Genomic DNA, 20,847 nt, shown 5'->3' on the forward strand with positions numbered 1-20,847 from the left:
ATTTCGGAATATTCGGTATTGTGCTTAAATTATAACTTCGGTAATGTATAATGTAAAATATATGTTTTATATGTTCACCATATCTTTTATGAATGAAAGGAGAGAGAGTTTGAATGAATTTATATCGTTTGCGTTGTTTTATGAAGGTAGTTGAAGAAGGAAGTATTACAAAAGCCGCTGCAGCACTGCAAATGACACAACCGCCTTTAAGTATTTTGTTAAGAAAATTTGAAGAAGAATTGGGTGTCACATTATTTCACCGTTCAGGAAGAAATTTGGAGTTGACACTTAGTGGTGAGTTTTTATATAAACAAGGAAGAGAATTATTGGACTTTTCCGATCATATCGAAAGACAACTTGTCGAACATGATGAGGGAATCCGGGGAACTGTGAAAATGGGCTGTATTACATCTGCAAACCTGTTTATCTTGCCAAATGTTATCAAAAGAGTTCACGAAGAGACCCCTAACATTGTTACTCATGTTAGGGAAGGAAATTCTTCTTATGTTTTGCAAGAGCTGCGAAGTCTTTCGATTGATATTGGAATTGTTCGAACGTCAGTCAGGGCGGAAGACATTCACACTTCAACTTTGCTCACCGAACCTTTACTTTTAGCACTGCCGCCAACCCATCCCCTGAGTAAAAAAGATTCGATTGAAATAAGTGATCTGAGAAATGAACGATTTCTATTACCGACCACGTCCCAAGGGCAGGGCATTGCTGATGATGTCATTGAGGCATGCCAAAATAGTGGGTTCACCCCTAATATCGTTTACTGGGGAACAGAGACAGTACCGACGCTTTTAATGGTTATGAAAGGTGCAGGTATTAGTTTTGTACCTAGCTGTTATAAACATTTCAACTCACCTGATTTGCCGGTTCTGCGCCCTCTCGCCTCTCCTATGTTACAAACAAGGTTAAGTATCATTACGCTACGGAATCGGTTCATGTCTTCGGTTACAAAAAGGTTCCTGACGATTACCGAAGAAGTTGCACAAGAGTTAGTTAGCCTTTCAAACAGCTAACTTATTATAGTTCTATTTAGATAAATGTGTAATGGATCCAGATACCAGCTCATTCCCCCCCTTCACATCAACCTGAATAGATGGCATTACTCCATTTCACCAGTCACTTTTCCTTGTGTATAGTGATGAATTGGGCTTGAATGAACGCTTAGCGACTGGATCAATAAAAAATGGGTAACCTCTACAATAAAAGGAGGTTGCCCGATGCAAAATGAAAAATCACCAACAGATAAGTTTTTAAAGAAAAAAGAACTAAAAAAACAAGAACAAGTTACAGAAAATACGTTAACCGACAGAAATCGTATCCCCAACGAACAAAATGCATGGAAAGAAACACAGCCGCAAAACAAGTAAAGCAGACGAATCCCCTCGTCTGCTTTTACTCATCCGCCAACTTCCGCTTGCTGAAAATGAAGTAATAATACGTTGATGAACATACATATAAACACGCAGTAATCGAAAACGTATAAGAATATCCCCAATACGAACCAAAAGTCATGACCAGCCCAGCTGCAACAGGACCCATCGTGGCCCATCCTACTTGAAAGACTGTTTGATTGATTGAATTAGCAAGTCCTTTATATTTATCTGCAACAATTTCCATCGCTACAGCACTTTGAATTGGATTACCAGCATTCATTAACGCCTGTCGAATTAAAAATCCAAGTGAGGCAAGCGTTAGTGAAGTCGTATAAGCAGTTAACAGCAAAAAAGGAATGGATAAAAATTGAAACACAATGAGTGCACGTACTTTCCCGATTCGCTTCACTAACAACGGCCCAATCAACATCGCAACAGCCGTCATTGCAGAACCAAGCGACAAAATAAGCCCTATAAATGCATTTGAAGAATCAAATCGATTCGCAAAATATAAATTCAAGTAAGGAATCACAAGCCCAGAACCAAAGCCAATTAATAAACTTGCGAATGAAAAATGAAAGATTAGGATGAGATTGCGTTTCAAACTATCATCGGGACGATTCGATGGTGCTTTATAGATTTCTCGATTTGGTTCGATTTTTGGAACCGTCGTTTGTAACTTAAACAACGGAAACAAGCCGATTGTGAAAACAACTGCGCCTGTTAATAACGACCAACGAATTGCCTCTACCGCTGACATTGAAAGTATGACTTGAAGCACATCCGCTACGATCCCGCCAAGTAAACTTCCGATAACATTGGCAATTGTCATGAGGGCAAAATGCATACTAAACATATGCACCCGCTCTTTCGCAGTCGAGTTTTCAGCTAAAAAAGGAACCCCAGAAACTTGCACAAAAGCCATAAAAAGTCCTGTCAAAAAAGCAACATAAACCATTGGCGTTTCAGTAATCACAAGACTTCTATAAAATAAAGTCATTCCACCAAAGACTGCACCACCAACAATCAGCCATTTACGGCCAAATTTATCACTCAAAAAGCCCGCTGGAATTAACATAATTGCCGTCGCAAGCGCCGTCATCGAGATTACCTTTCCATTAACTGTTTCCGGCATCCCAAGCTCTTTAATATACAAATTATACATCACAATAAAAACGCCCATCCCCGTTTGAATGAGTACATTTGCCAACATAAATAATTTCACGTTACGATTGAATGAATTCACTTTCTGCTTCCAATCAACCAACCAATTCCACATACTACCCCAACTTCTCTCTGAAATTACTTCGGTACTCTAAATATACGCTTTACAGAATATTTTATCAATAGGTACGATAATAGTCATCAATCTGGTTTATCAGTTAAATTGTTCGAACATCCGCAGACACAAAAAAGCACACGCCCATTTAAACGAGCGTGTGCTTATTAACAAGAACGGCAACAAGCCATTCCATTCATTCAAAAATCAAATAGAAAGTACGAAGGGATGGAAAGACTAGTAAGTTCCTTGGTGTATAGTATAATATTTTTCATCTTCCATACCTACGTTTCTATTCCGAGTTTCGTAATATTTTTACAATACACGTCTCATTTCACACTGTCAACACTTTTCCTAAAAGAGAGTTTATATTTTCGAAGTTAAGCATTAAATCTAAAAGAAATAATGAGTAACAGTCACACCATCGAAGTAATAATTATAAATAAACAAACCAATATAGTCATCGTTGTTAATATCTTGGGACAAGGGACAAAAGCTACTATCTATATCCCAAAACCGTAATATACAGAATCTTGACACAAGAACTGAGTATTATGAAATCAATCCTGATTATTGTTTTTTTCTTAGAAATAAATTATTATAGAAGTAATTAACTATTTTACCATTACAGGAGGTGTACACTTTGTTTCTCCCCTCATTTGGGTGCGGAACAAAGTAACTATTTGGAAATTGCCATACGATTGACAGCATTTGCTGTCTTGATCGCCCTCACCGCATTTTTTGTTGCGAGTGAATTTGCAATTGTTAAAATTAGAACGACACGAATCAATCAGCTCGTCGAGGAAGGCAACCGACGTGCAATAGATGCAAAAAGGATTATTAGCAATTTAGATGAATACTTGTCTGCTTGTCAACTTGGCATTACGATAACGGCACTTGGACTCGGGATGTTAGGAGAACCAACCATTAAGCTTATGTTAAAGCCGCTTTTCTCCTATTTTGAAGTGTCGGCCAGTGTAGCAACAATACTTTCATTTATCATTGCTTTTACAATCGTCACATTTTTACATGTTGTCGTTGGTGAATTAGCGCCCAAAACCATCGCGATTCAACAAGCGGAAGAGATTACGCTTATGTTCGCCAAACCTCTTATTTTGTTTTATAAATTGATGTATCCAGTCATTAAAGGAATGAATGGTTCAGCACGTTTTCTTATTGGAATATTTGGCTATAAAACCATATCAGAATCTGATGTTGCCCATTCTGAAGAAGAATTACGAATGATTTTAACCGACAGTCTAAACAGCGGTGAAATCAACCAAGCCGAATATAAATACGTTAATAAAATTTTCGAATTTGACGACCGCATCGCTAAAGAAATTATGATGCCGCGTACAGAAATGATGACTGTCGATAAAGACATGACGATTCAAGACGTATTTAACACGGAAGGAATCGAACAATATACACGTTATCCTGTTACAAATGGAGATAAAGACCATATTATTGGCCTCATCAATATGAAAAACTTATTAACCGAGTATATTAAAAATCCATCAACGGGAACTCAAACCGTTGTTGAATATATGCAACCGATTATCCAAGTCATTGAAACGATTCCGATTGGCGATTTATTATTAAAAATCCAAAGGGAACGAATTCATATGGCGGTACTGATGGATGAGTACGGCGGTACTTCCGGTCTTGTAACAATTGAAGATATACTGGAAGAAATCGTCGGCGATATTCAAGACGAATTCGACACCGACGAAGTACCTGAAGTTCAAAAAATTGGAGAAGACCATTATATTTTTGATTCTAAGCTACTCATCGAAAATGTGAATGATATTCTTGGGATTGATATTGATGAAGAAGATATCGACACAATTGGCGGTTGGTTTATGACCGAACGTTTTGAAACGATGACTGGCCAATCCATTATTGAACAGGGTTACGAATTTACAATTAAAGATATGGATGGTCAACACATTCTTTATTTAGAAGTAACAAAGCATGAAAGAGAAGAGTTTGAACAATTAACGGAAGTGTCGACTTAATTTCATTGGATTGACACTTCTAAAACTTAGATAACTTAAAAAATAATAAGTACGTTAACAGTGAGATAGGTCACCATCACCTACTCACTGTTTTTATTTGACACATCTCCTTCACACAATGAAACTGACAGCCATTTTTCAGTCAACATCCATTTACTTGTTTCTCGTTTCAATTTATACTCAATAGTGTATTCTGTTACGTAGGAGTGGTTGAATGGACAAACGACAAGAAAATGGTTTAATTTTCATTGCTGTCGTATCATTAGTGGCAACATTAGGATCCTTATATTTTTCTGAAGCACGCGGCTTTATTCCTTGTACCCTTTGTTGGTACCAACGTATTTTCATGTATCCAATCGTTTTAATCGCAGGGATTGGCCTGTTCCAAAGAAATGCACAAATTGCATTAACAACAGCGATTTTCTCAATCATAGGCGGCTCGCTATCGTTATATCATTACGGAATTCAGAAACTCCGATTTTTAAGTGACAGCGCACCCTCATGCGGAATTGTACCGTGTACAGGGCAATACATTAATTATTTGGGATTCATTACGATTCCATTTTTAGCTTTAATTGCATTTATACTAATCGCTATCACAAGCATACTGATGCTGAAATGGCAAAAGGAGACGAAATAACTTGAAGAAACTATTAACAATCGGCGGGATTATCGTCGTCATTTTTGTCTTGATTCTTGTGCTAAACAATCAGTCAAACAAGGACAAGTTGAAAGATAATCCATACGGAACGAACAAGCTTGAACAAGCAACTATTGATTTAATCGGTGATAAAAACTACAGTAACATTATTTTACCTGAAGACCTAAAAGCAAAAATCGAATCTGGCGAACCAGTTACCGCCTATTTTTTCAGTCCTTTATGTGGCTATTGTAAAGAAATGACGCCTGTCATGATGCCAATTGCAAAAGACATGGGCGTGGAAGTTGACCAATTTAACACTCTCGAATTTAATGAGGATGCACAAACATATAACATTGAAGCAACTCCAACGATGATTTATTTCGAAAACGGTAAAGAGGTCGGACGAATGGTCGGCGGACAACCAGAAGAAAATATCCGCGCATTTTTTGACGCTGTAAAAGGAGAAACTAAATGAGTTCTTTTCACTATCAAATTAGCGATGATGGGATAACCGTCGAACAATTACTACGCGAAGAATGGCAAGCCGGAAAAAAGACAGTTCATCTCATGAGAATGGAAAAAAGTGTAGTCGATATGAAAGGTACCCCAATTGATTGGCGTACACCATTGAAAGCTGGAACCACTATCCAATTCACAGTACCCGATGCACGTTCTAATTACTTATCAAACGAACAAGTCCCACTAAAAATTCTTTTCGAAGATGAACATATCATTGCCGTTTGGAAACCTGCTGGCATGGCAACCCATCCGACGAAAGAGACCGAAAATGACACTCTGATGAATGTTGTATTCGCGTATATCTCTAAGAATGGTGGCCAATACGCAGAACATATACACAGACTAGATAAAGGTACAGCCGGTGTACTGCTTATTGCTAAACATCCAATTGCGAAAACCATATTTGATCGTATGATTGAAAACAATGAAATCACACGCACATATGAGGCCGAATTGGATGGTACGTTAAAAAGACCGCGTGGCACGATTAACCGTCCAATCGGGAAAGACCGTCATCATTCAGCAAGAAGAAGAGTCTCTCCAACAGGTCAACAAGCAATTACACACTTTAAAGTTTTGGAGCGTAAAGCGCAGACAACGATTGTTGAAGCAAAACTAGAAACAGGAAGAACACACCAAATTCGTGTTCACTTCGCCCATCTAGGTCACCCTGTAACTGGCGATACGTTGTATGAGGGTAGTGAAACTGAAGACGGAAACTTCCACCTCACTGCAACAGCACTATCATTTATCCATCCATTTACAAAAGAACAGATCACAGTTCAATAATGTAAAAAAACCCCGAAGCCATTCGAGCTTTGGGATTTTTTTTGTTATTTTTGAAAATATATTGGTCTGTATTATTGTCACAAATAAACAAATTTAATATTTTTCTTAAAAAAAGATTGAAATTTAATCTAAAAACGAATATTATTGATAGCGGAGTTTTTTATTGTTCGTATTTAGAAAGGAGAATTTCTTTGTTTCAATTAAAACAGTTAAAAACAAATCCTAAAACTGAGATATTGGCCGGTATGACAACATTTCTAACGATGGCGTACATCATTATTGTCAACCCGATTATTTTAGCCGATGCCGGTGTTCCATTCGATCAAGTATTCCTTGCAACAATTATTGCTGCAGCTGTAGGTACACTTTGGATGGCGCTCTTTGCAAACTACCCAATTGCCATCGCACCAGGCATGGGGTTAAATGCGTACTTTACTTCCGTCGTCATTGCATCCGATGGACAACTAGATTATATGACTGCATTTTCGGCAGTATTTATAGCAGGAATAATATTTACAATCTTATCGCTAACACCTTTCAGGGAAAAGCTTATTGCATCCATACCACAAAATTTAAAACATGGAATTACTGCGGGAATTGGATTATTTATTGCCTTTATTGGATTAAAACTTTCAGGACTTGTTGCAAATCATGAAACAAATCTCGTTCAACTCGGCGATTTAACCTCCCCGACAGTTCTTCTTGCATTATTTGGTCTAATCATCACGGTGATTTTGATGACATTAAATGTTTACGGATCAATTTTTATCGGAATGATTGTAACTGGTATCGTTGCCGTTTTTACGGGCCAATTATCATTCACAGAGGGTTTATGGAAACTGCCTACATTACCTGAAGGGATTATTGTTTGGAATCCGATTACAGCGGTCTCAGACGTCATTTCACACGGTTTATACGGTGTTGTCTTCGCCTTTCTCATTGTGACAATGTTTGATACAACAGGCACAATGATTGGTGTCGCAAAACAAGCTGGTTTATTAAAAAAAGACGGCTCTATGCCTAAAGCACGTCATGCATTACTGGCCGACTCTGTAGCCGCTACAATCGGTTCAATGTTCGGGACGAGCCCAACTTCAGCTTATATCGAATCATCGTCTGGTGTCGCTGTAGGAGGACGTTCAGGACTTACTACATTAACAGTAGCGATACTCTTTATGATTGCAGCCTTTTTTGGGCCTCTCGTAAGTGCATTATCCGGCGTTTCTGCAATTACAGCGCCAGCACTAATCATCGTAGGAAGCTTAATGATTAGTGTTGTGAAAGAAATAGAGTGGGAATCCTTCGACGAAGCCTTCCCTGCATTTCTAATTATTTTAACGATGCCGCTCACTTCTAGTATTGCAACTGGAATTGCGCTTGGATTTATCACGTATCCAATTTTGAAAGTCGTAAAAGGAAAATGGAGACAAGTGCCAATTCTTCTTTACGTTTTTGCAATCTTATTCGCGTATCAACTGTTATTTTTAGCGCATTAAGAAATGTCACAATTAAACAAATCTAGCATATTTCATTTTCCTAGTATATGAGGTATACTTAACAGTAGACAACAGCTGTCTCATAGGAGGGATAAGTCATGAAACTTATTTTAGTTCTAGGTGTTTGTGTTGCATTCCTTTCAGCAATTCTTACAGGTGGATACGAGGACAAGCCTGGTACCAACCAAAAGAAAAAGCGCGGTAATCAGCCGACTTAATTTGAGCAGTCTCAAAGAATAAAGCAGATGGCGAAAAACAAATTGTTTTTCGCCATCTGCTTTTTATATATGAAACTTAATTCGTTCTAATCCGTAGCTAATGATAGGGGGTGATATTCATAACTTTCCGTTCAAAAGTCGATACTTTTTTTATTATGTTCATGTTAATTGTCACACTGATCATTGGCGTGGTTGCATTAGTGCCTCTATTTTTAGATAATGCCGAATTAGCAACAGTTCTTATATTAATTTCAACGTTTCTATTTACAGTAGGTTTAATTCTTTGGAGTACGTTCAATGTTAAATATATTTTTTACGAAGATTTTTTATTCTTGCAAGGTGGACCGTTTAGAAGTCGGATTCCGTATGATCAAATCACAAAAATCACCCCGACTTCAGATATATTGACAGGGTACAGAATTCTAACGTCAAAAGATGCGATTGAAATCTTTTATACGCCTAGCTTACTAGGAAGCGTGAAAATTTCACCTGAAGATCAGATGGGTTTTATTGCTGAATTAAAAAAGCGATGTCCAAATGTATACAAAAAGGGCTTCCAATGATTGTATCTGATTCATTGGAAGCCCTTTTTTATTACTTCAAACCATTAAAGGATTGCTGTCGAAGTGCTTCATATACTAACACCGCGGCGGTATTTGATAAGTTTAACGCACGTATATTGTCATTCATCGGAACCCGTAAACAGTTCTCTTCATATTCAGCAAGAATTTCATCAGGCAATCCCTTTGTTTCCTTCCCAAATACAAAGAAAATATCCTCCTCTGAATTTGAATAATCAAAGGACGCATAAGATTTCTGTCCAAATTTCGTGATAAAATAAAACTTACCTTCAGGATAAGCATCGATAAACTGACGAATTCCATCATGATATGTGACATCCACATGCTGCCAATAATCAAGCCCTGCCCTTTTTAACATTTTATCTTCTGTTGAAAATCCTAATGGTTTAATTAAATGTAATTTTACACCTGTACCTGCACAGGTTCTCGCGATATTTCCCGTATTCGCAGGAATTTGCGGTTCAAATAACGCCACATGTATTGCCATTTCAGCACTTCCTCTGTTCTAAATATGAGTCTCTTCTTGCCAATTTTCAAGCGCTTTTTCTAATTCTAGTCGAACATCTGCATGCTCTTCTGTTTCTAAAGCTGCTTGGATTGCTTCATAACTTGCTGTTGTTCCAATTTTACCAAGTGCCCAAGCAACCGTCCCACGCATAACAGGTCGTTGATCATTTAATAGCATTTCCATTAATTTAGGTATTGCCGCTTCTTCTTTAAAATGTGCCAGTGCGATGATTGCATTCCGTTGAATCGGATTTTTCCCTCTCCATGATCCTGCCATATGTCCAAATTGCTCTCTAAATTGGCGATTTGATAAATCCAACATCGGCTCCAAAATAGGTTTCACAAGTTCTGGTTCTGGTTCAAATGCTTCCTGATGCATGTTATACTTTTTCCTGTTTTTCGGACAAATTGTTTGGCATGTATCACAACCGTATACACGGTTTCCAATCTTCGCCCTAAACTCTTCAGGAATCGATGTCTTCGTCTGTGTTAAAAATGCGATACAGCGCTGCGCGTTAAGCTGTCCGCCTTGTATTAATGCACCCGTTGGACAAGCATCTAAACATAACGTACAGTCTCCACACTCGTCTTCCATCGGCTCATCTGGTGCGAATGGGATATTTGTAATCATCTCACCTAAATACACATACGACCCAAATTCAGGCGTGATAATTGAACAGTTCTTTCCTGACCATCCAATTCCCGCCCGCTCTGCTACTGCCCGGTCAGCAAGTTCTCCTGTATCTACCATAGAACGTAGCTTTGCGGTCGGTACACGGGCTAATATAAACTCCTCCAGTAACTTTAAACGCTCACGTAGAACAATATGATAATCCGTTCCCCAAGAAGCACGACAAAAAATCCCACGCCGCTCTCCTTTTTTTCCACGCACAGAATTTTCCATTCTAGAAGGATACGCGATTGCAATCGCTATAATACTTTCTGGTCTATCAAGAAGAAGTGCTGGTTCTGTACGCTTATTAATATCTTTTTCTTCAAATCCTGATTGAAAACCGAGTTCTTGTTGACGGACTAATCGGTTTCTTAATTCGTGAAAGGGAGCTGCCGTCGTAAATCCTATTTTATCAATTCCGATTGTAGCAGCATATTTTTTTACTTCCTCTTGCAGTTCGAGTATATTCATCTCCAAACACCTCCTCTGTGGTAAAATAAAAACGATACTATATAAAGGATGATAATATTGAAAGTAAGTATAGACAAAGAAATAGTAAAGACTTTGCCCGCATTTAAAATAGGCCTTAACCATTATACCAAAATTACGGTCTCAGAATCTCCTCAAATGCTAAAAGGACGCTTACAATTATTTCAAGAACAACTTTTCTTTGAACTTGATGACAAGGCAGTCACAGAATTTCAAGGTGTTCAGGAATGGCGTGAAGTATGGAAAGCATTTGGCGCAAACCCAAGCCGTTATCGTTCTTCAATTGAAGCGTTACTGAGAAGAATAGGCAAACAAAATTATTTACAACCTGTTAATTCGTCTGTTGACATGAATAATTTTTTCTCTTTGCAATATGAAATTCCGATGGGGATTTATGACACGCAGCGTATTCAGGGTGATATTGCATTTAACATTGGAACAAGTAAAACAACTTTAGAAGGACTAAACGGACGTCTAAACCATGTGAATAATATGATCGTTCTGTCCGATAACATCGGTCCTTTCGGGAGCCCTTTTGTTGATTCAAAACGGACTGCTGTTTCTGAAATTACAACATCCGCTGTTCATGTGTTCTTCCTGCGTCCTTCTATGGACACGGAAGAAGCAGCTAAACTATTAACAGCCGCGGGGAAAATGTTTACGAATGTTCATGGCGGTGAAGTGTGCTCAAAGATTTTGCATAAAGAACAGCCTTCTACTATTCTAGATTAATATTTTAATGAAGGCATGAGAGGGTAAACATAGCCTAACCAATAACCTTTTCCTATTTACTTTGTAACCAATTATTAATCTGCATCTAGAGCATTCCAAACAATCCTCTAATGCTTCCGATAGTTTCCTTTATGGAAAAGGCTCCTTCTTTTAGGAGCCTTTTCTTTTTCGAGTATTAGATAAAACACTTATAATTTATATCAAAAAAAGACACAACCGAAGTTGTGTCTTTATTGATACCCGAGGCCGGACTTGAACCGGCACGCCTTACGGCATCGCATTTTGAGTGCGACGTGTCTGCCATTCCACCACTCGGGCTAAGAAATATTTAAATGATCATATAAAGTCAAATTTGGAGGCGGCAACCGGAATCGAACCGGTGATAAGGGTGTTGCAGACCCGTGCCTTACCGCTTGGCTATGCCGCCTCTATAAAATTGGAGCGGAAGACGGGATTCGAACCCGCGACCTCCACCTTGGCAAGGTGATATTCTACCACTGAACTACTTCCGCATAACTGGGGTAGCTGGATTCGAACCAACGAATGACGGAGTCAAAGTCCGTTGCCTTACCGCTTGGCTATACCCCAAAAAAATGGGGCGGCTGAAGGGAATCGAACCCTCGAATGTCGGAACCACAATCCGATGCGTTAACCACTTCGCCACAACCGCCATAATACTATTAAATGTTTATATCTTGAAAAATGGGGCGGCTGAAGGGAATCGAACCCTCGAGTGTCGGAACCACAATCCGATGCGTTAACCACTTCGCCACAACCGCCATAACATAAAAATAATTCCAATACGATTAATAAAGGAATGTTTCTGATTTCAGAAAATAACAGGGGCAGTAGGATTCGAACCCACACCAAAGGTTTTGGAGACCTCTATTCTGCCCTTAAACTATGCCCCTAGAATGGTGGTGGGGGAGGGATTCGAACCCCCGAACCCTGAGGGAGCGGATTTACAGTCCGCCGCGTTTAGCCACTTCGCTACCCCACCATATTAAATAAGAGTTTTCTTGGTGCCGGAGAAAGGACTTGAACCCTCAACCTACTGATTACAAGTCAGTTGCTCTACCAGTTGAGCTACTCCGGCGAATAAAAATGGTGGCTTAGGACGGAATCGAACCGCCGACACAAGGATTTTCAGTCCTTTGCTCTACCGACTGAGCTACTAAGCCTTTATTATAAAAATGGCGGTCCCGACGGGAATCGAACCCGCGATCTCCTGCGTGACAGGCAGGCATGTTAACCGCTACACCACGGGACCATTTGGTTGCGGGGGAAGGATTTGAACCTACGACCTTCGGGTTATGAGCCCGACGAGCTACCACTGCTCCACCCCGCGACAATAATATGAATTAAATCAAATTGACTTTCTACGCTTATGATGAGTTTGACACCTTTCGTGACTTTGTCACGTCGGTGCTAATCGCATTCGTTGTGATGCGACTTGCTCCACCCCGCGATAATAATATATGGTGGAGGATGACGGGATCGAACCGCCGACCCCCTGCTTGTAAGGCAGGTGCTCTCCCAGCTGAGCTAATCCTCCATGTTAAAATTGCGATACTTTGTAGTACTGCACTATTTCATATAGTAAATATGGTGACCCCTACGGGATTCGAACCCGTGTTACCGCCGTGAAAGGGCGGTGTCTTAACCGCTTGACCAAGGGGCCTTTATGTATATAGTTACTGTTTTAAAAATCTGGCGGAGAGCAAGGGATTTGAACCCTTGAGGCAGCGCAAACCGCCTACACGATTTCCAATCGTGCTCCTTCGGCCACTCGGACAGCTCTCCAATTGGCTCCGCAGGTAGGATTCGAACCTACGACCGATCGGTTAACAGCCGATTGCTCTACCACTGAGCTACTGCGGAATAATATTATCAATGTCTGTCCATTCACATTATATGTGTGGATAAGGATTGCGAGACCAGCAACGTCCTACTCTTGCAGGGGCTAACCCCAACTACCATCGGCGCTGAAGAGCTTAACTTCCGTGTTCGGTATGGGAACGGGTGTGACCTCTTCGCTATCGCCACTGGACTCTATTAACACGACAACTCTAATTATATCAAATCCTGCTAGGAATGCAAGCCTTTTTTGTAAATTAATTAGTTTTGTTCGTTCAAAACTGGATAAACGTGACATTTGATGACACAAACTCGTAACATTTAAAAGGATAAGTCCTCAATCGATTAGTATCCGTCAGCTGCACATGTCGCCATGCTTCCACCTCGGACCTATCAACCTCATCATCTTTGAGGGATTTTACTTACTTGCGTAATGGGAAATCTCATCTTGAGGGGGGCTTCATGCTTAGATGCTTTCAGCATTTATCCCGTCCATACGTAGCTACCCAGCTATGCCTTTGGCAAGACAACTGGTACACCAGCGGTATGTCCATCCCGGTCCTCTCGTACTAAGGACAGCTCCTCTCAAATTTCCTGCGCCCGCGACGGATAGGGACCGAACTGTCTCACGACGTTCTGAACCCAGCTCGCGTACCGCTTTAATGGGCGAACAGCCCAACCCTTGGGACCGACTACAGCCCCAGGATGCGATGAGCCGACATCGAGGTGCCAAACCTCCCCGTCGATGTGAACTCTTGGGAGAGATAAGCCTGTTATCCCCGGGGTAGCTTTTATCCGTTGAGCGATGGCCCTTCCATGCGGAACCACCGGATCACTAAGCCCGTCTTTCGACCCTGCTCGACTTGTAGGTCTCGCAGTCAAGCTCCCTTATGCCTTTGCACTCTACGAATGATGTCCAACCATTCTGAGGGAACCTTTGGGCGCCTCCGTTACTCTTTAGGAGGCGACCGCCCCAGTCAAACTGCCCGCCTGACACTGTCTCCTACCCCGCTAAGGGGCATGGGTTAGAATTCCAATACAGTCAGGGTAGTATCCCACCGATGCCTCCACCGAAGCTGGCGCTCCGGTTTCAAAGGCTCCTACCTATCCTGTACAGACTGCATCAGAATTCAATATCAGGTTGCAGTAAAGCTCCACGGGGTCTTTCCGTCCTGTCGCGGGTAACCTGCATCTTCACAGGTACTATAATTTCACCGAGTCTCTCGTTGAGACAGTGCCCAGATCGTTACGCCTTTCGTGCGGGTCGGAACTTACCCGACAAGGAATTTCGCTACCTTAGGACCGTTATAGTTACGGCCGCCGTTTACTGGGGCTTCGGTTCAAAGCTTCGCTTGCGCTAACCTCTCCCCTTAACCTTCCAGCACCGGGCAGGCGTCAGCCCCTATACGTCACCTTACGGTTTTGCAGAGACCTGTGTTTTTGCTAAACAGTCGCCTGGGCCTATTCACTGCGGCTCTCTCGGGCTTTAACACCCTATCAGAGCACCCCTTCTCCCGAAGTTACGGGGTCATTTTGCCGAGTTCCTTAACGAGAGTTCTCTCGATCACCTTAGGATTCTCTCCTCGCCTACCTGTGTCGGTTTGCGGTACGGGCACCTCCCGCCTCGTTAGAGGCTTTTCTTGGCAGCGTGAAATCAGGGACTCCGGGGAAAATTCCCCTTGCTATCACAGCTCAATGTTATAGAAACGGGATTTGCCTCGTTTCACACCTTACTGCTTAGACGCACATTACCAACCGTGCGCTCACCCTATCCTACTGCGTCCCCCCATTACTCAAACGGCGGGGAGGTGGTACAGGAATATCAACCTGTTGTCCATCGTCTACGCCTTTCGGCCTCGACTTAGGTCCCGACTAACCCTGAGCGGACGAGCCTTCCTCAGGAAACCTTAGGCATTCGGTGGAAGGGATTCTCACCCTTCTTTCGCTACTCATACCGGCATTCTCACTTCTAGGCGCTCCACTAGTCCTTACAGTCTAGCTTCGACGCCCCTAGAACGCTCTCCTACCACTGACACCAAAGGTGTCAATCCACAGTTTCGGTGATTCGTTTAGCCCCGGTACATTTTCGGCGCAGCGCCACTCGACCAGTGAGCTATTACGCACTCTTTAAATGGTGGCTGCTTCTAAGCCAACATCCTGGTTGTCTGGGCAACGCCACATCCTTTTCCACTTAACGAATACTTGGGGACCTTAACTGGTGGTCTGGGTTGTTTCCCTCTCGACTACGAATCTTATCACCCGCAGTCTGACTCCCAAACAAAAATCATCGGCATTCGGAGTTTGTCTGAATTCGGTAACCCGGGATGGGCCCCTAGTCCAAACAGTGCTCTACCTCCGAGATTCTAACGTTTGAGGCTAGCCCTAAAGCTATTTCGGAGAGAACCAGCTATCTCCAGGTTCGATTGGAATTTCACCGCTACCCACACCTCATCCCCGCATTTTTCAACATACGTGGGTTCGGGCCTCCAGTAAGTGTTACCTTACCTTCACCCTGGACATGGGTAGATCACCTGGTTTCGGGTCTACGACTACATACTAAAACGCCCTATTCAGACTCGCTTTCGCTGCGGCTCCGCATTCTCTGCTTAACCTTGCATGTAATCAGTAACTCGCCGGTTCATTCTACAAAAGGCACGCCATCACTCAGCTTATTTCCGAAGAAACAGCATCGAGCTCTGACTACTTGTAGGCACACGGTTTCAGGATCTATTTCACTCCCCTTCCGGGGTGCTTTTCACCTTTCCCTCACGGTACTGGTTCACTATCGGTCACTAGGAAGTATTTAGCCTTGGGAGATGGTCCTCCCGGATTCCAACGGAATTTCACGTGTTCCGTCGTACTCAGGATCCACTCTGGAGAGAATACACTTTTGATTACGGGGCTATTACCCGCTATGGCAGACCTTTCCAGGTCGCTTCATCTAATGCATTCCTTTGTAACTCCGTATAGAGTGTCCTACAACCCCAGGAAGCAAGCTTCCTGGTTTGGGCTGTTCCCGTTTCGCTCGCCGCTACTCAGGGAATCGATTTTCTTTCTCTTCCTCCGGGTACTTAGATGTTTCAGTTCTCCGGGTGTGCCTCATATACGCTATGTATTCACGTATATGTACTGTTCCATTACGAACAGTGGGTTTCCCCATTCGGAAATCTCTGGATCAAAGCTTACTTACAGCTCCCCAGAGCATATCGGTGTTAGTGCCGTCCTTCATAGGCTCCTAGTGCCAAGGCATCCGCCGTGCGCCCTTTCTAACTTAACCTTAAAAATCCAATGCTGTATAGCGATATACAACAATTGAATCATACATTACTACATTTGTGTTTATTTCAATGTCGTTTTATCCAGTTTTCAAAGAACAAGTTATATGGTGGAGCCTAGCGGGATCGAACCGCTGACCTCCTGCGTGCAAGGCAGGCGCTCTCCCAGCTGAGCTAAGGCCCCATATCACTTTCGAAAATGGTGGGCCTAAGTGGACTCGAACCACCGACCTCACGCTTATCAGGCGTGCGCTCTAACCAGCTGAGCTATAGGCCCTTCCGAAAATTATATGAAGTATTTATTAAATTTCGAAACACTTAGTTTCCACTTTTTTATAAACCTTCAAAACTGAACGCAAAACGTCAAGTTGAAGAGAACTTTCTCTTCATTCCGTTAAATATCCTTAGAAAGGAGGTGATCCAGCCGCACCTTCCGATACGGCTACCTTGTTACGACTTCACCCCAATCATCTGTCCCACCTTCGGCGGCTGGCTCCCAAAAGGGTTACCCCACCGACTTCGGGTGTTACAAACTCTCGTGGTGTGACGGGCGGTGTGTACAAGACCCGGGAACGTATTCACCGTGGCATGCTGATCCACGATTACTAGCGATTCCTGCTTCATGCAGGCGAGTTGCAGCCTGCAATCCGAACTGGGAACGGTTTTATGGGATTAGCTCCCCCTCGCGGGTTGGCAACCCTCTGTACCGTCCATTGTAGCACGTGTGTAGCCCAGGTCATAAGGGGCATGATGATTTGACGTCATCCCCACCTTCCTCCGGTTTGTCACCGGCAGTCACCTTAGAGTGCCCAACTGAATGCTGGCAACTAAGGTCAAGGGTTGCGCTCGTTACGGGACTTAACCCAACATCTCACGACACGAGCTGACGACAACCATGCACCACCTGTCACCGCTGTCCCCGAAGGGAAAGGTATATCTCTATACCGGTCGGCGGGATGTCAAGACCTGGTAAGGTTCTTCGCGTAGCTTCGAATTAAACCACATGCTCCACCGCTTGTGCGGGTCCCCGTCAATTCCTTTGAGTTTCAGCCTTGCGGCCGTACTCCCCAGGCGGAGTGCTTAATGCGTTTGCTCCAGCACTAAGGGGCGGAAACCCCCTAACACTTAGCACTCATCGTTTACGGCATGGACTACCAGGGTATCTAATCCTGTTTGCTCCCCATGCTTTCGCGCCTCAGCGTCAGTTACAGACCAGAAAGCCGCCTTCGCCACTGGTGTTCCTCCACATCTCTACGCATTTCACCGCTACACGTGGAATTCCGCTTTCCTCTTCTGTACTCAAGCCTTCCAGTTTCCAATGACCTTCCACGGTTAAGCCGTGGGCTTTCACATCAGACTTAAAAGGCCGCCTGCGCGCGCTTTACGCCCAATAATTCCGGACAACGCTTGCCACCTACGTATTACCGCGGCTGCTGGCACGTAGTTAGCCGTAGCTTTCTAATGAGGTACCGTCAAGGTACAGGCAGTTACTCCTGTACTTGTTCTTCCCTCACAACAGAGCTTTACGATCCGAAAACCTTCTTCGCTCACGCGGCGTTGCTCCATCAGACTTTCGTCCATTGTGGAAGATTCCCTACTGCTGCCTCCCGTAGGAGTCTGGGCCGTGTCTCAGTCCCAGTGTGGCCGATCACCCTCTCAGGTCGGCTACGCATCGTCGCCTTGGTAAGCCGTTACCTCACCAACTAGCTAATGCGCCGCGGGCCCATCCTGCAGTGACAGCATAGCCGTCTTTCAGAGTTCCTTCATGTGAAGGAACTGATTATTCGGTATTAGCCCCGGTTTCCCGGAGTTATCCCCAACTGCAGGGCAGGTTGCCCACGTGTTACTCACCCATCCGCCGCTAACAAAGGAAGAAACAAGTTTCTTCCTTGTTCGCTCGACTTGCATGTATTAGGCACGCCGCCAGCGTTCGTCCTGAGCCAGGATCAAACTCTCCATAATAGAGAAATTCGATTAGCTCGACTTCTTTGCTGGCATCATTAAGATGTCCAAATTTCGAATCCGAAGATCCGTTTCCTACAAGCCAACAAGTTGGTTTGTAGTTGTTATATCTTGACGTTTTGCTGTTCAGTTTTCAAGGTTCATACTTGTTGATTAAAACTACTCTTTTTCAAGTCCGTCGCCCGAAGCGACTCCTTTAATATAACATCGCGTAACAAAAGAGTCAAGAACTTTTTTGAAAAAGTTTTTCATCTAAAGTTGCTTGCTGTTTCTTTCGTTCGTTTGAAGCGACGATTAATAGAATAACATAGTATCAATTAAAATGTCAACATCTTTTCTAAAAAAATAATGGGATGCCTGAATAGCACCCCATCTAAGCTATATCCCTGTTAGATAACCTTATACATTCTATGATAGATTAAACTATTTTTAGATGGACTTTCTACAACTCCAATAAACCCTTTTTTAATTAGAAACTCAATGAACACTTCTAATTCAACTGAGTATAACTTTAACTCCTCATGCTCATGTAACTCCTGTATCTCCCAAAGTTCTTGAGTAACCATCACTTCTAAAATATGTTGTGCACCATCTGCTGTCCGGTTATAGATAAAGAACTCACTTGCCAGGAAGAGCAGTTCCAAACGTTGTTTCAATGGTTCTTCACTCATAATTAATTCTTCATAAAGCTTATAAATAGCTGGGTCTATTCTTTTTACTTGATTCCATACTTTCACTTCTGGGAATAAACCTTTCTCAATAACCGCAAGTCTTGCTAAATGGTGTAATGAATTTACGACATGATTATAAGCATCTAAATAGTTTTCTTTCTCATAAAAAGTTTTTCCTTCTATATAAGCCCGAACTAACCTAGAAAGTTCTAATCCCATTTTTATTTTCTGACCATAATAAGGATACTCTATCAATTCACGTTTCATATTTTCCACATACTCATTGCGATCGAAGTAGACAGTACCGTTAAATAACCATTCTACGACTTTTCTTTTCGAGCCTACTACTAACCACTTTTTAAGTTGACTATCACTAATTACGTGCATAGCAGCATTTCCCGCGTCGGACATATAATGTTTTGTATAGATTGGGGTTGTCTCATCAGCGGTAATTATTAGGAGGATTGCATCGAACGTATCTGTATTCGGATCCTCTTCTTCTCTTTTTTCAACGAGGAGCACACCAAGTGTTGTCGGATCACTTGCTCGTTCTTGATAAATCGACCTTAAAACTTGCTCCATTCTCCCCACCTCCTTGTTCTAAATTACACTTCGACATTTAGACGTAAACTCCTTTATTCAAGTTCTAAATATATCGAAAAAATTAAAATTATGCTATAGTAATTGTTGATAGTTAAGGAGGATTATTTCGTATGAAACCGTATAAAAATAAGATAAACCGCATTCGTTCCTTTGCCCTTTCATTAATATTTATCGGTGTTGTCATTATGTACGCAGGGATTTTCTTCAGAAAATATGAAATTATTATGTTGATTTTTATGGCACTCGGTGTGTTGTGCATTGTCGCAAGCACCATTACTTATGCTTGGATTGGTGCCATATCGACTCGAGCAGCTCAAGTTGTTTGTCCTGAATGCGGAGGCCTTACAAAAATAGTTGGACGTGTCGATATGTGTGGACATTGTCGCGAACCCTTAACAATGGACCCATTACTCGAAGGTAAAGAGTTTGATGAATCCTACAACAAGCCAAGTAAATCAAGGAGTAACAAAAATTCAACTAGCCATTAACACATTGGCTTATGAACTCATTAATCATACACAGTTCCACGTAAATTTACCTTGAATTATAAATAATCCATGTTTAGTAAAATAAAAACAACCCTAAGTTTTACTTGTATAAAACTTAGGGTTGTTTTTTAACATGATGATTTTCTTATTTTGCCAAACACGTCGGACACGTACCGTATACTTCTAGCCGATGTGAATTCACTTTAAATCCTGTAATATGAGCGGCAAGTTGTTCAACTTCTTCTAAGCCCGGATAGTGAAAATCTACAATCTTCCCACAATCATCACAAATAATATGATAATGATCATGTGTGATAAAATCGAAACGACTCGAAGCATCACCGTACGTGAGTTCTTTAATGAGTCCTACGCTTAGAAAAACACGAAGATTATTATAGACGGTCGCTACACTCATGTTAGGAAAGTTGCTAGCAAGCGATTTATATATTTCATCGGCAGTTGGGTGTGATTTAGAAGTAACAAGATATTCTAAAATAGCATGTCTTTGAGGAGTGATTCTAACTCCACTTTGTTTCAACGTGTCCAGCGCGTCTTTTAACGTAATTTCAGACATCGCTCTGCACCTCAATCCTATAAAGATTATTACTTTGTAATCATTATAATCAGTTTACTTAATTGATGGTCAGTTTGTCAACTAAAGC

At 41.9% G+C, this 20,847-nt stretch carries 15 protein-coding genes, 18 tRNA genes and 3 rRNA genes; 10 read left to right on the top strand and 26 right to left on the bottom strand.

Annotated elements, in window-relative coordinates; all coding sequences use genetic code 11:
• Window positions 1-113: 113 nt before the first annotated feature.
• Both AB1H92_RS12985 and AB1H92_RS12990 read left to right on the top strand, forming a co-directional pair.
• Entirely contained in the window at window positions 114-1,025 is a 912-nt protein-coding gene (locus tag AB1H92_RS12985; RefSeq protein ID WP_115362940.1) for a LysR family transcriptional regulator, read from the top strand.
• A 204-nt stretch (window positions 1,026-1,229) separates the two neighbouring features.
• Entirely contained in the window at window positions 1,230-1,379 is a 150-nt protein-coding gene (locus AB1H92_RS12990) for a hypothetical protein (protein WP_166739458.1), read from the top strand.
• Between the two features lie 25 nt (window positions 1,380-1,404).
• Here the strand turns inward: AB1H92_RS12990 and AB1H92_RS12995 are convergent, their stop codons facing one another.
• Window positions 1,405-2,664, bottom strand: a complete 1,260-nt coding sequence (locus tag AB1H92_RS12995; RefSeq protein WP_115362942.1) for an MFS transporter — start codon at window positions 2,662-2,664, stop codon at window positions 1,405-1,407.
• A 701-nt stretch (window positions 2,665-3,365) separates the two neighbouring features.
• Here AB1H92_RS12995 and AB1H92_RS13000 point away from each other — a divergent pair.
• The 6 genes from AB1H92_RS13000 to AB1H92_RS13025 all read left to right on the top strand — a co-directional run bounded on the left by AB1H92_RS13000 (window position 3,366) and on the right by AB1H92_RS13025 (window position 8,910).
• Window positions 3,366-4,682: a hemolysin family protein gene (locus tag AB1H92_RS13000; protein WP_115364159.1), complete on the top strand. Its 1,317-nt coding sequence runs from the start codon at window positions 3,366-3,368 to the stop codon at window positions 4,680-4,682.
• 214 nt (window positions 4,683-4,896) lie between these two features.
• Window positions 4,897-5,322, top strand: a complete 426-nt coding sequence (locus AB1H92_RS13005; RefSeq protein ID WP_115362945.1) for a disulfide oxidoreductase — start codon at window positions 4,897-4,899, stop codon at window positions 5,320-5,322.
• A 1-nt stretch (window position 5,323) separates the two neighbouring features.
• On the top strand, window positions 5,324-5,800 hold the full coding sequence (locus AB1H92_RS13010; protein ID WP_115362947.1) for a co-chaperone YbbN: 477 nt from the start codon (window positions 5,324-5,326) through the stop codon (window positions 5,798-5,800).
• Window positions 5,797-6,633, top strand: coding sequence for an RluA family pseudouridine synthase (locus tag AB1H92_RS13015; RefSeq protein WP_115362949.1), 837 nt, complete (start codon window positions 5,797-5,799; stop codon window positions 6,631-6,633). Before AB1H92_RS13010 ends, AB1H92_RS13015 begins: the two co-directional genes overlap by 4 nt.
• Before the next feature lie 191 nt (window positions 6,634-6,824).
• Window positions 6,825-8,129 carry an NCS2 family permease gene (locus AB1H92_RS13020; RefSeq protein ID WP_115362951.1) on the top strand — a complete coding sequence of 435 codons (1,305 nt, stop codon included), beginning with the start codon at window positions 6,825-6,827 and terminating at the stop codon, window positions 8,127-8,129.
• A 328-nt stretch (window positions 8,130-8,457) separates the two neighbouring features.
• The gene (locus AB1H92_RS13025; protein WP_341785910.1) at window positions 8,458-8,910 is read left to right on the top strand and encodes a PH domain-containing protein; all 453 of its coding nucleotides are present in this window, start codon (window positions 8,458-8,460) and stop codon (window positions 8,908-8,910) included.
• Window positions 8,911-8,941: 31 nt separating this feature from the next.
• Here the strand turns inward: AB1H92_RS13025 and trmL are convergent, their stop codons facing one another.
• Both trmL and queG read right to left on the bottom strand, forming a co-directional pair.
• A complete protein-coding gene (gene trmL / locus AB1H92_RS13030; RefSeq protein ID WP_115362953.1) occupies window positions 8,942-9,415 on the bottom strand; it encodes a tRNA (uridine(34)/cytosine(34)/5-carboxymethylaminomethyluridine(34)-2'-O)-methyltransferase TrmL in 474 nt (157 codons plus the stop codon).
• An 18-nt stretch (window positions 9,416-9,433) separates the two neighbouring features.
• The gene (gene queG, locus AB1H92_RS13035) at window positions 9,434-10,579 is read right to left on the bottom strand and encodes a tRNA epoxyqueuosine(34) reductase QueG (RefSeq protein ID WP_115362955.1); all 1,146 of its coding nucleotides are present in this window, start codon (window positions 10,577-10,579) and stop codon (window positions 9,434-9,436) included.
• A gap of 57 nt (window positions 10,580-10,636) precedes the next feature.
• Here queG and AB1H92_RS13040 point away from each other — a divergent pair, with 57 nt between their 5' ends.
• Complete coding sequence (locus AB1H92_RS13040) at window positions 10,637-11,329, top strand: B3/4 domain-containing protein (RefSeq protein WP_115362957.1); 693 nt, start codon at window positions 10,637-10,639, stop codon at window positions 11,327-11,329.
• A 237-nt stretch (window positions 11,330-11,566) separates the two neighbouring features.
• Here AB1H92_RS13040 and AB1H92_RS13045 read toward each other — a convergent pair.
• The 22 genes from AB1H92_RS13045 to AB1H92_RS13150 form a co-directional block, all read right to left on the bottom strand.
• Window positions 11,567-11,647: transfer RNA gene (locus AB1H92_RS13045), tRNA-Leu, on the bottom strand.
• Between the two features lie 35 nt (window positions 11,648-11,682).
• Window positions 11,683-11,756 (bottom strand) — tRNA-Cys (locus AB1H92_RS13050).
• Window positions 11,757-11,766: 10 nt separating this feature from the next.
• Window positions 11,767-11,841: transfer RNA gene (locus AB1H92_RS13055), tRNA-Gly, on the bottom strand.
• Window positions 11,842-11,845: 4 nt separating this feature from the next.
• Window positions 11,846-11,917 (bottom strand) — tRNA-Gln (locus tag AB1H92_RS13060).
• A 6-nt stretch (window positions 11,918-11,923) separates the two neighbouring features.
• Window positions 11,924-11,999, bottom strand: a tRNA-His gene (locus AB1H92_RS13065).
• A 33-nt stretch (window positions 12,000-12,032) separates the two neighbouring features.
• Window positions 12,033-12,108: transfer RNA gene (locus AB1H92_RS13070), tRNA-His, on the bottom strand.
• 61 nt (window positions 12,109-12,169) lie between these two features.
• Window positions 12,170-12,240 (bottom strand) — tRNA-Trp (locus tag AB1H92_RS13075).
• A gap of 4 nt (window positions 12,241-12,244) precedes the next feature.
• Window positions 12,245-12,329 (bottom strand) — tRNA-Tyr (locus AB1H92_RS13080).
• A gap of 20 nt (window positions 12,330-12,349) precedes the next feature.
• Window positions 12,350-12,425, bottom strand: a tRNA-Thr gene (locus AB1H92_RS13085).
• A 9-nt stretch (window positions 12,426-12,434) separates the two neighbouring features.
• A tRNA-Phe gene (locus tag AB1H92_RS13090) sits at window positions 12,435-12,510 on the bottom strand.
• A gap of 13 nt (window positions 12,511-12,523) precedes the next feature.
• Window positions 12,524-12,599 (bottom strand) — tRNA-Asp (locus AB1H92_RS13095).
• Window positions 12,600-12,602: 3 nt separating this feature from the next.
• Window positions 12,603-12,677: transfer RNA gene (locus tag AB1H92_RS13100), tRNA-Met, on the bottom strand.
• Window positions 12,678-12,808: 131 nt separating this feature from the next.
• Window positions 12,809-12,884, bottom strand: a tRNA-Val gene (locus AB1H92_RS13105).
• Window positions 12,885-12,935: 51 nt separating this feature from the next.
• Window positions 12,936-13,010, bottom strand: a tRNA-Glu gene (locus AB1H92_RS13110).
• A 30-nt stretch (window positions 13,011-13,040) separates the two neighbouring features.
• A tRNA-Ser gene (locus tag AB1H92_RS13115) sits at window positions 13,041-13,132 on the bottom strand.
• A gap of 3 nt (window positions 13,133-13,135) precedes the next feature.
• A tRNA-Asn gene (locus AB1H92_RS13120) sits at window positions 13,136-13,210 on the bottom strand.
• Window positions 13,211-13,264: 54 nt separating this feature from the next.
• Window positions 13,265-13,379, bottom strand: a 5S ribosomal RNA gene (rrf, locus tag AB1H92_RS13125).
• 132 nt (window positions 13,380-13,511) lie between these two features.
• Window positions 13,512-16,463, bottom strand: a 23S ribosomal RNA gene (locus tag AB1H92_RS13130).
• 106 nt (window positions 16,464-16,569) lie between these two features.
• A tRNA-Ala gene (locus tag AB1H92_RS13135) sits at window positions 16,570-16,645 on the bottom strand.
• 16 nt (window positions 16,646-16,661) lie between these two features.
• Window positions 16,662-16,738, bottom strand: a tRNA-Ile gene (locus AB1H92_RS13140).
• 131 nt (window positions 16,739-16,869) lie between these two features.
• Window positions 16,870-18,423 (bottom strand): 16S ribosomal RNA (locus tag AB1H92_RS13145).
• Together the 16S, 23S and 5S rRNA genes with 18 tRNA genes alongside form the textbook arrangement of a ribosomal RNA operon.
• Before the next feature lie 389 nt (window positions 18,424-18,812).
• Entirely contained in the window at window positions 18,813-19,676 is an 864-nt protein-coding gene (locus AB1H92_RS13150; RefSeq protein WP_115362959.1) for a nucleotidyltransferase-like protein, read from the bottom strand.
• 131 nt (window positions 19,677-19,807) lie between these two features.
• On the opposite strand from AB1H92_RS13150, the gene AB1H92_RS13155 reads away from it, so the two are divergent.
• A complete protein-coding gene (locus AB1H92_RS13155) occupies window positions 19,808-20,185 on the top strand; it encodes a YgzB family protein (protein ID WP_115362961.1) in 378 nt (125 codons plus the stop codon).
• A gap of 145 nt (window positions 20,186-20,330) precedes the next feature.
• Here the strand turns inward: AB1H92_RS13155 and perR are convergent, their stop codons facing one another.
• Window positions 20,331-20,759 (bottom strand): peroxide-responsive transcriptional repressor PerR, encoded by a 429-nt coding sequence (perR, locus tag AB1H92_RS13160; protein ID WP_115362963.1) that lies wholly within the window; start codon window positions 20,757-20,759, stop codon window positions 20,331-20,333.
• Window positions 20,760-20,847 lie beyond the last annotated feature (88 nt).

Origin of the sequence: Sporosarcina pasteurii, assembly GCF_041295575.1 — a bacterium.
Classification (GTDB): Bacteria; Bacillota; Bacilli; order Bacillales_A; family Planococcaceae; genus Sporosarcina; species Sporosarcina pasteurii.

What these genes read in the sequence shown, in the direction of transcription:
- trmL (WP_115362953.1), bottom strand. Translation starts at nt 9,415, where the DNA reads ATGGCAATACATGTGGCGTTATTTGAACCGCAAATTCCTGCGAATACG.
- AB1H92_RS12995 (WP_115362942.1), bottom strand. Translation starts at nt 2,664, where the DNA reads ATGTGGAATTGGTTGGTTGATTGGAAGCAGAAAGTGAATTCATTCAAT.
- AB1H92_RS13150 (WP_115362959.1), bottom strand. Translation starts at nt 19,676, where the DNA reads ATGGAGCAAGTTTTAAGGTCGATTTATCAAGAACGAGCAAGTGATCCG.
- AB1H92_RS13155 (WP_115362961.1), top strand. Translation starts at nt 19,808, where the DNA reads ATGAAACCGTATAAAAATAAGATAAACCGCATTCGTTCCTTTGCCCTT.
- AB1H92_RS12990 (WP_166739458.1), top strand. Translation starts at nt 1,230, where the DNA reads ATGCAAAATGAAAAATCACCAACAGATAAGTTTTTAAAGAAAAAAGAA.
- AB1H92_RS13015 (WP_115362949.1), top strand. Translation starts at nt 5,797, where the DNA reads ATGAGTTCTTTTCACTATCAAATTAGCGATGATGGGATAACCGTCGAA.
- AB1H92_RS12985 (WP_115362940.1), top strand. Translation starts at nt 114, where the DNA reads ATGAATTTATATCGTTTGCGTTGTTTTATGAAGGTAGTTGAAGAAGGA.
- queG (WP_115362955.1), bottom strand. Translation starts at nt 10,579, where the DNA reads ATGAATATACTCGAACTGCAAGAGGAAGTAAAAAAATATGCTGCTACA.
- perR (WP_115362963.1), bottom strand. Translation starts at nt 20,759, where the DNA reads ATGTCTGAAATTACGTTAAAAGACGCGCTGGACACGTTGAAACAAAGT.
- AB1H92_RS13005 (WP_115362945.1), top strand. Translation starts at nt 4,897, where the DNA reads ATGGACAAACGACAAGAAAATGGTTTAATTTTCATTGCTGTCGTATCA.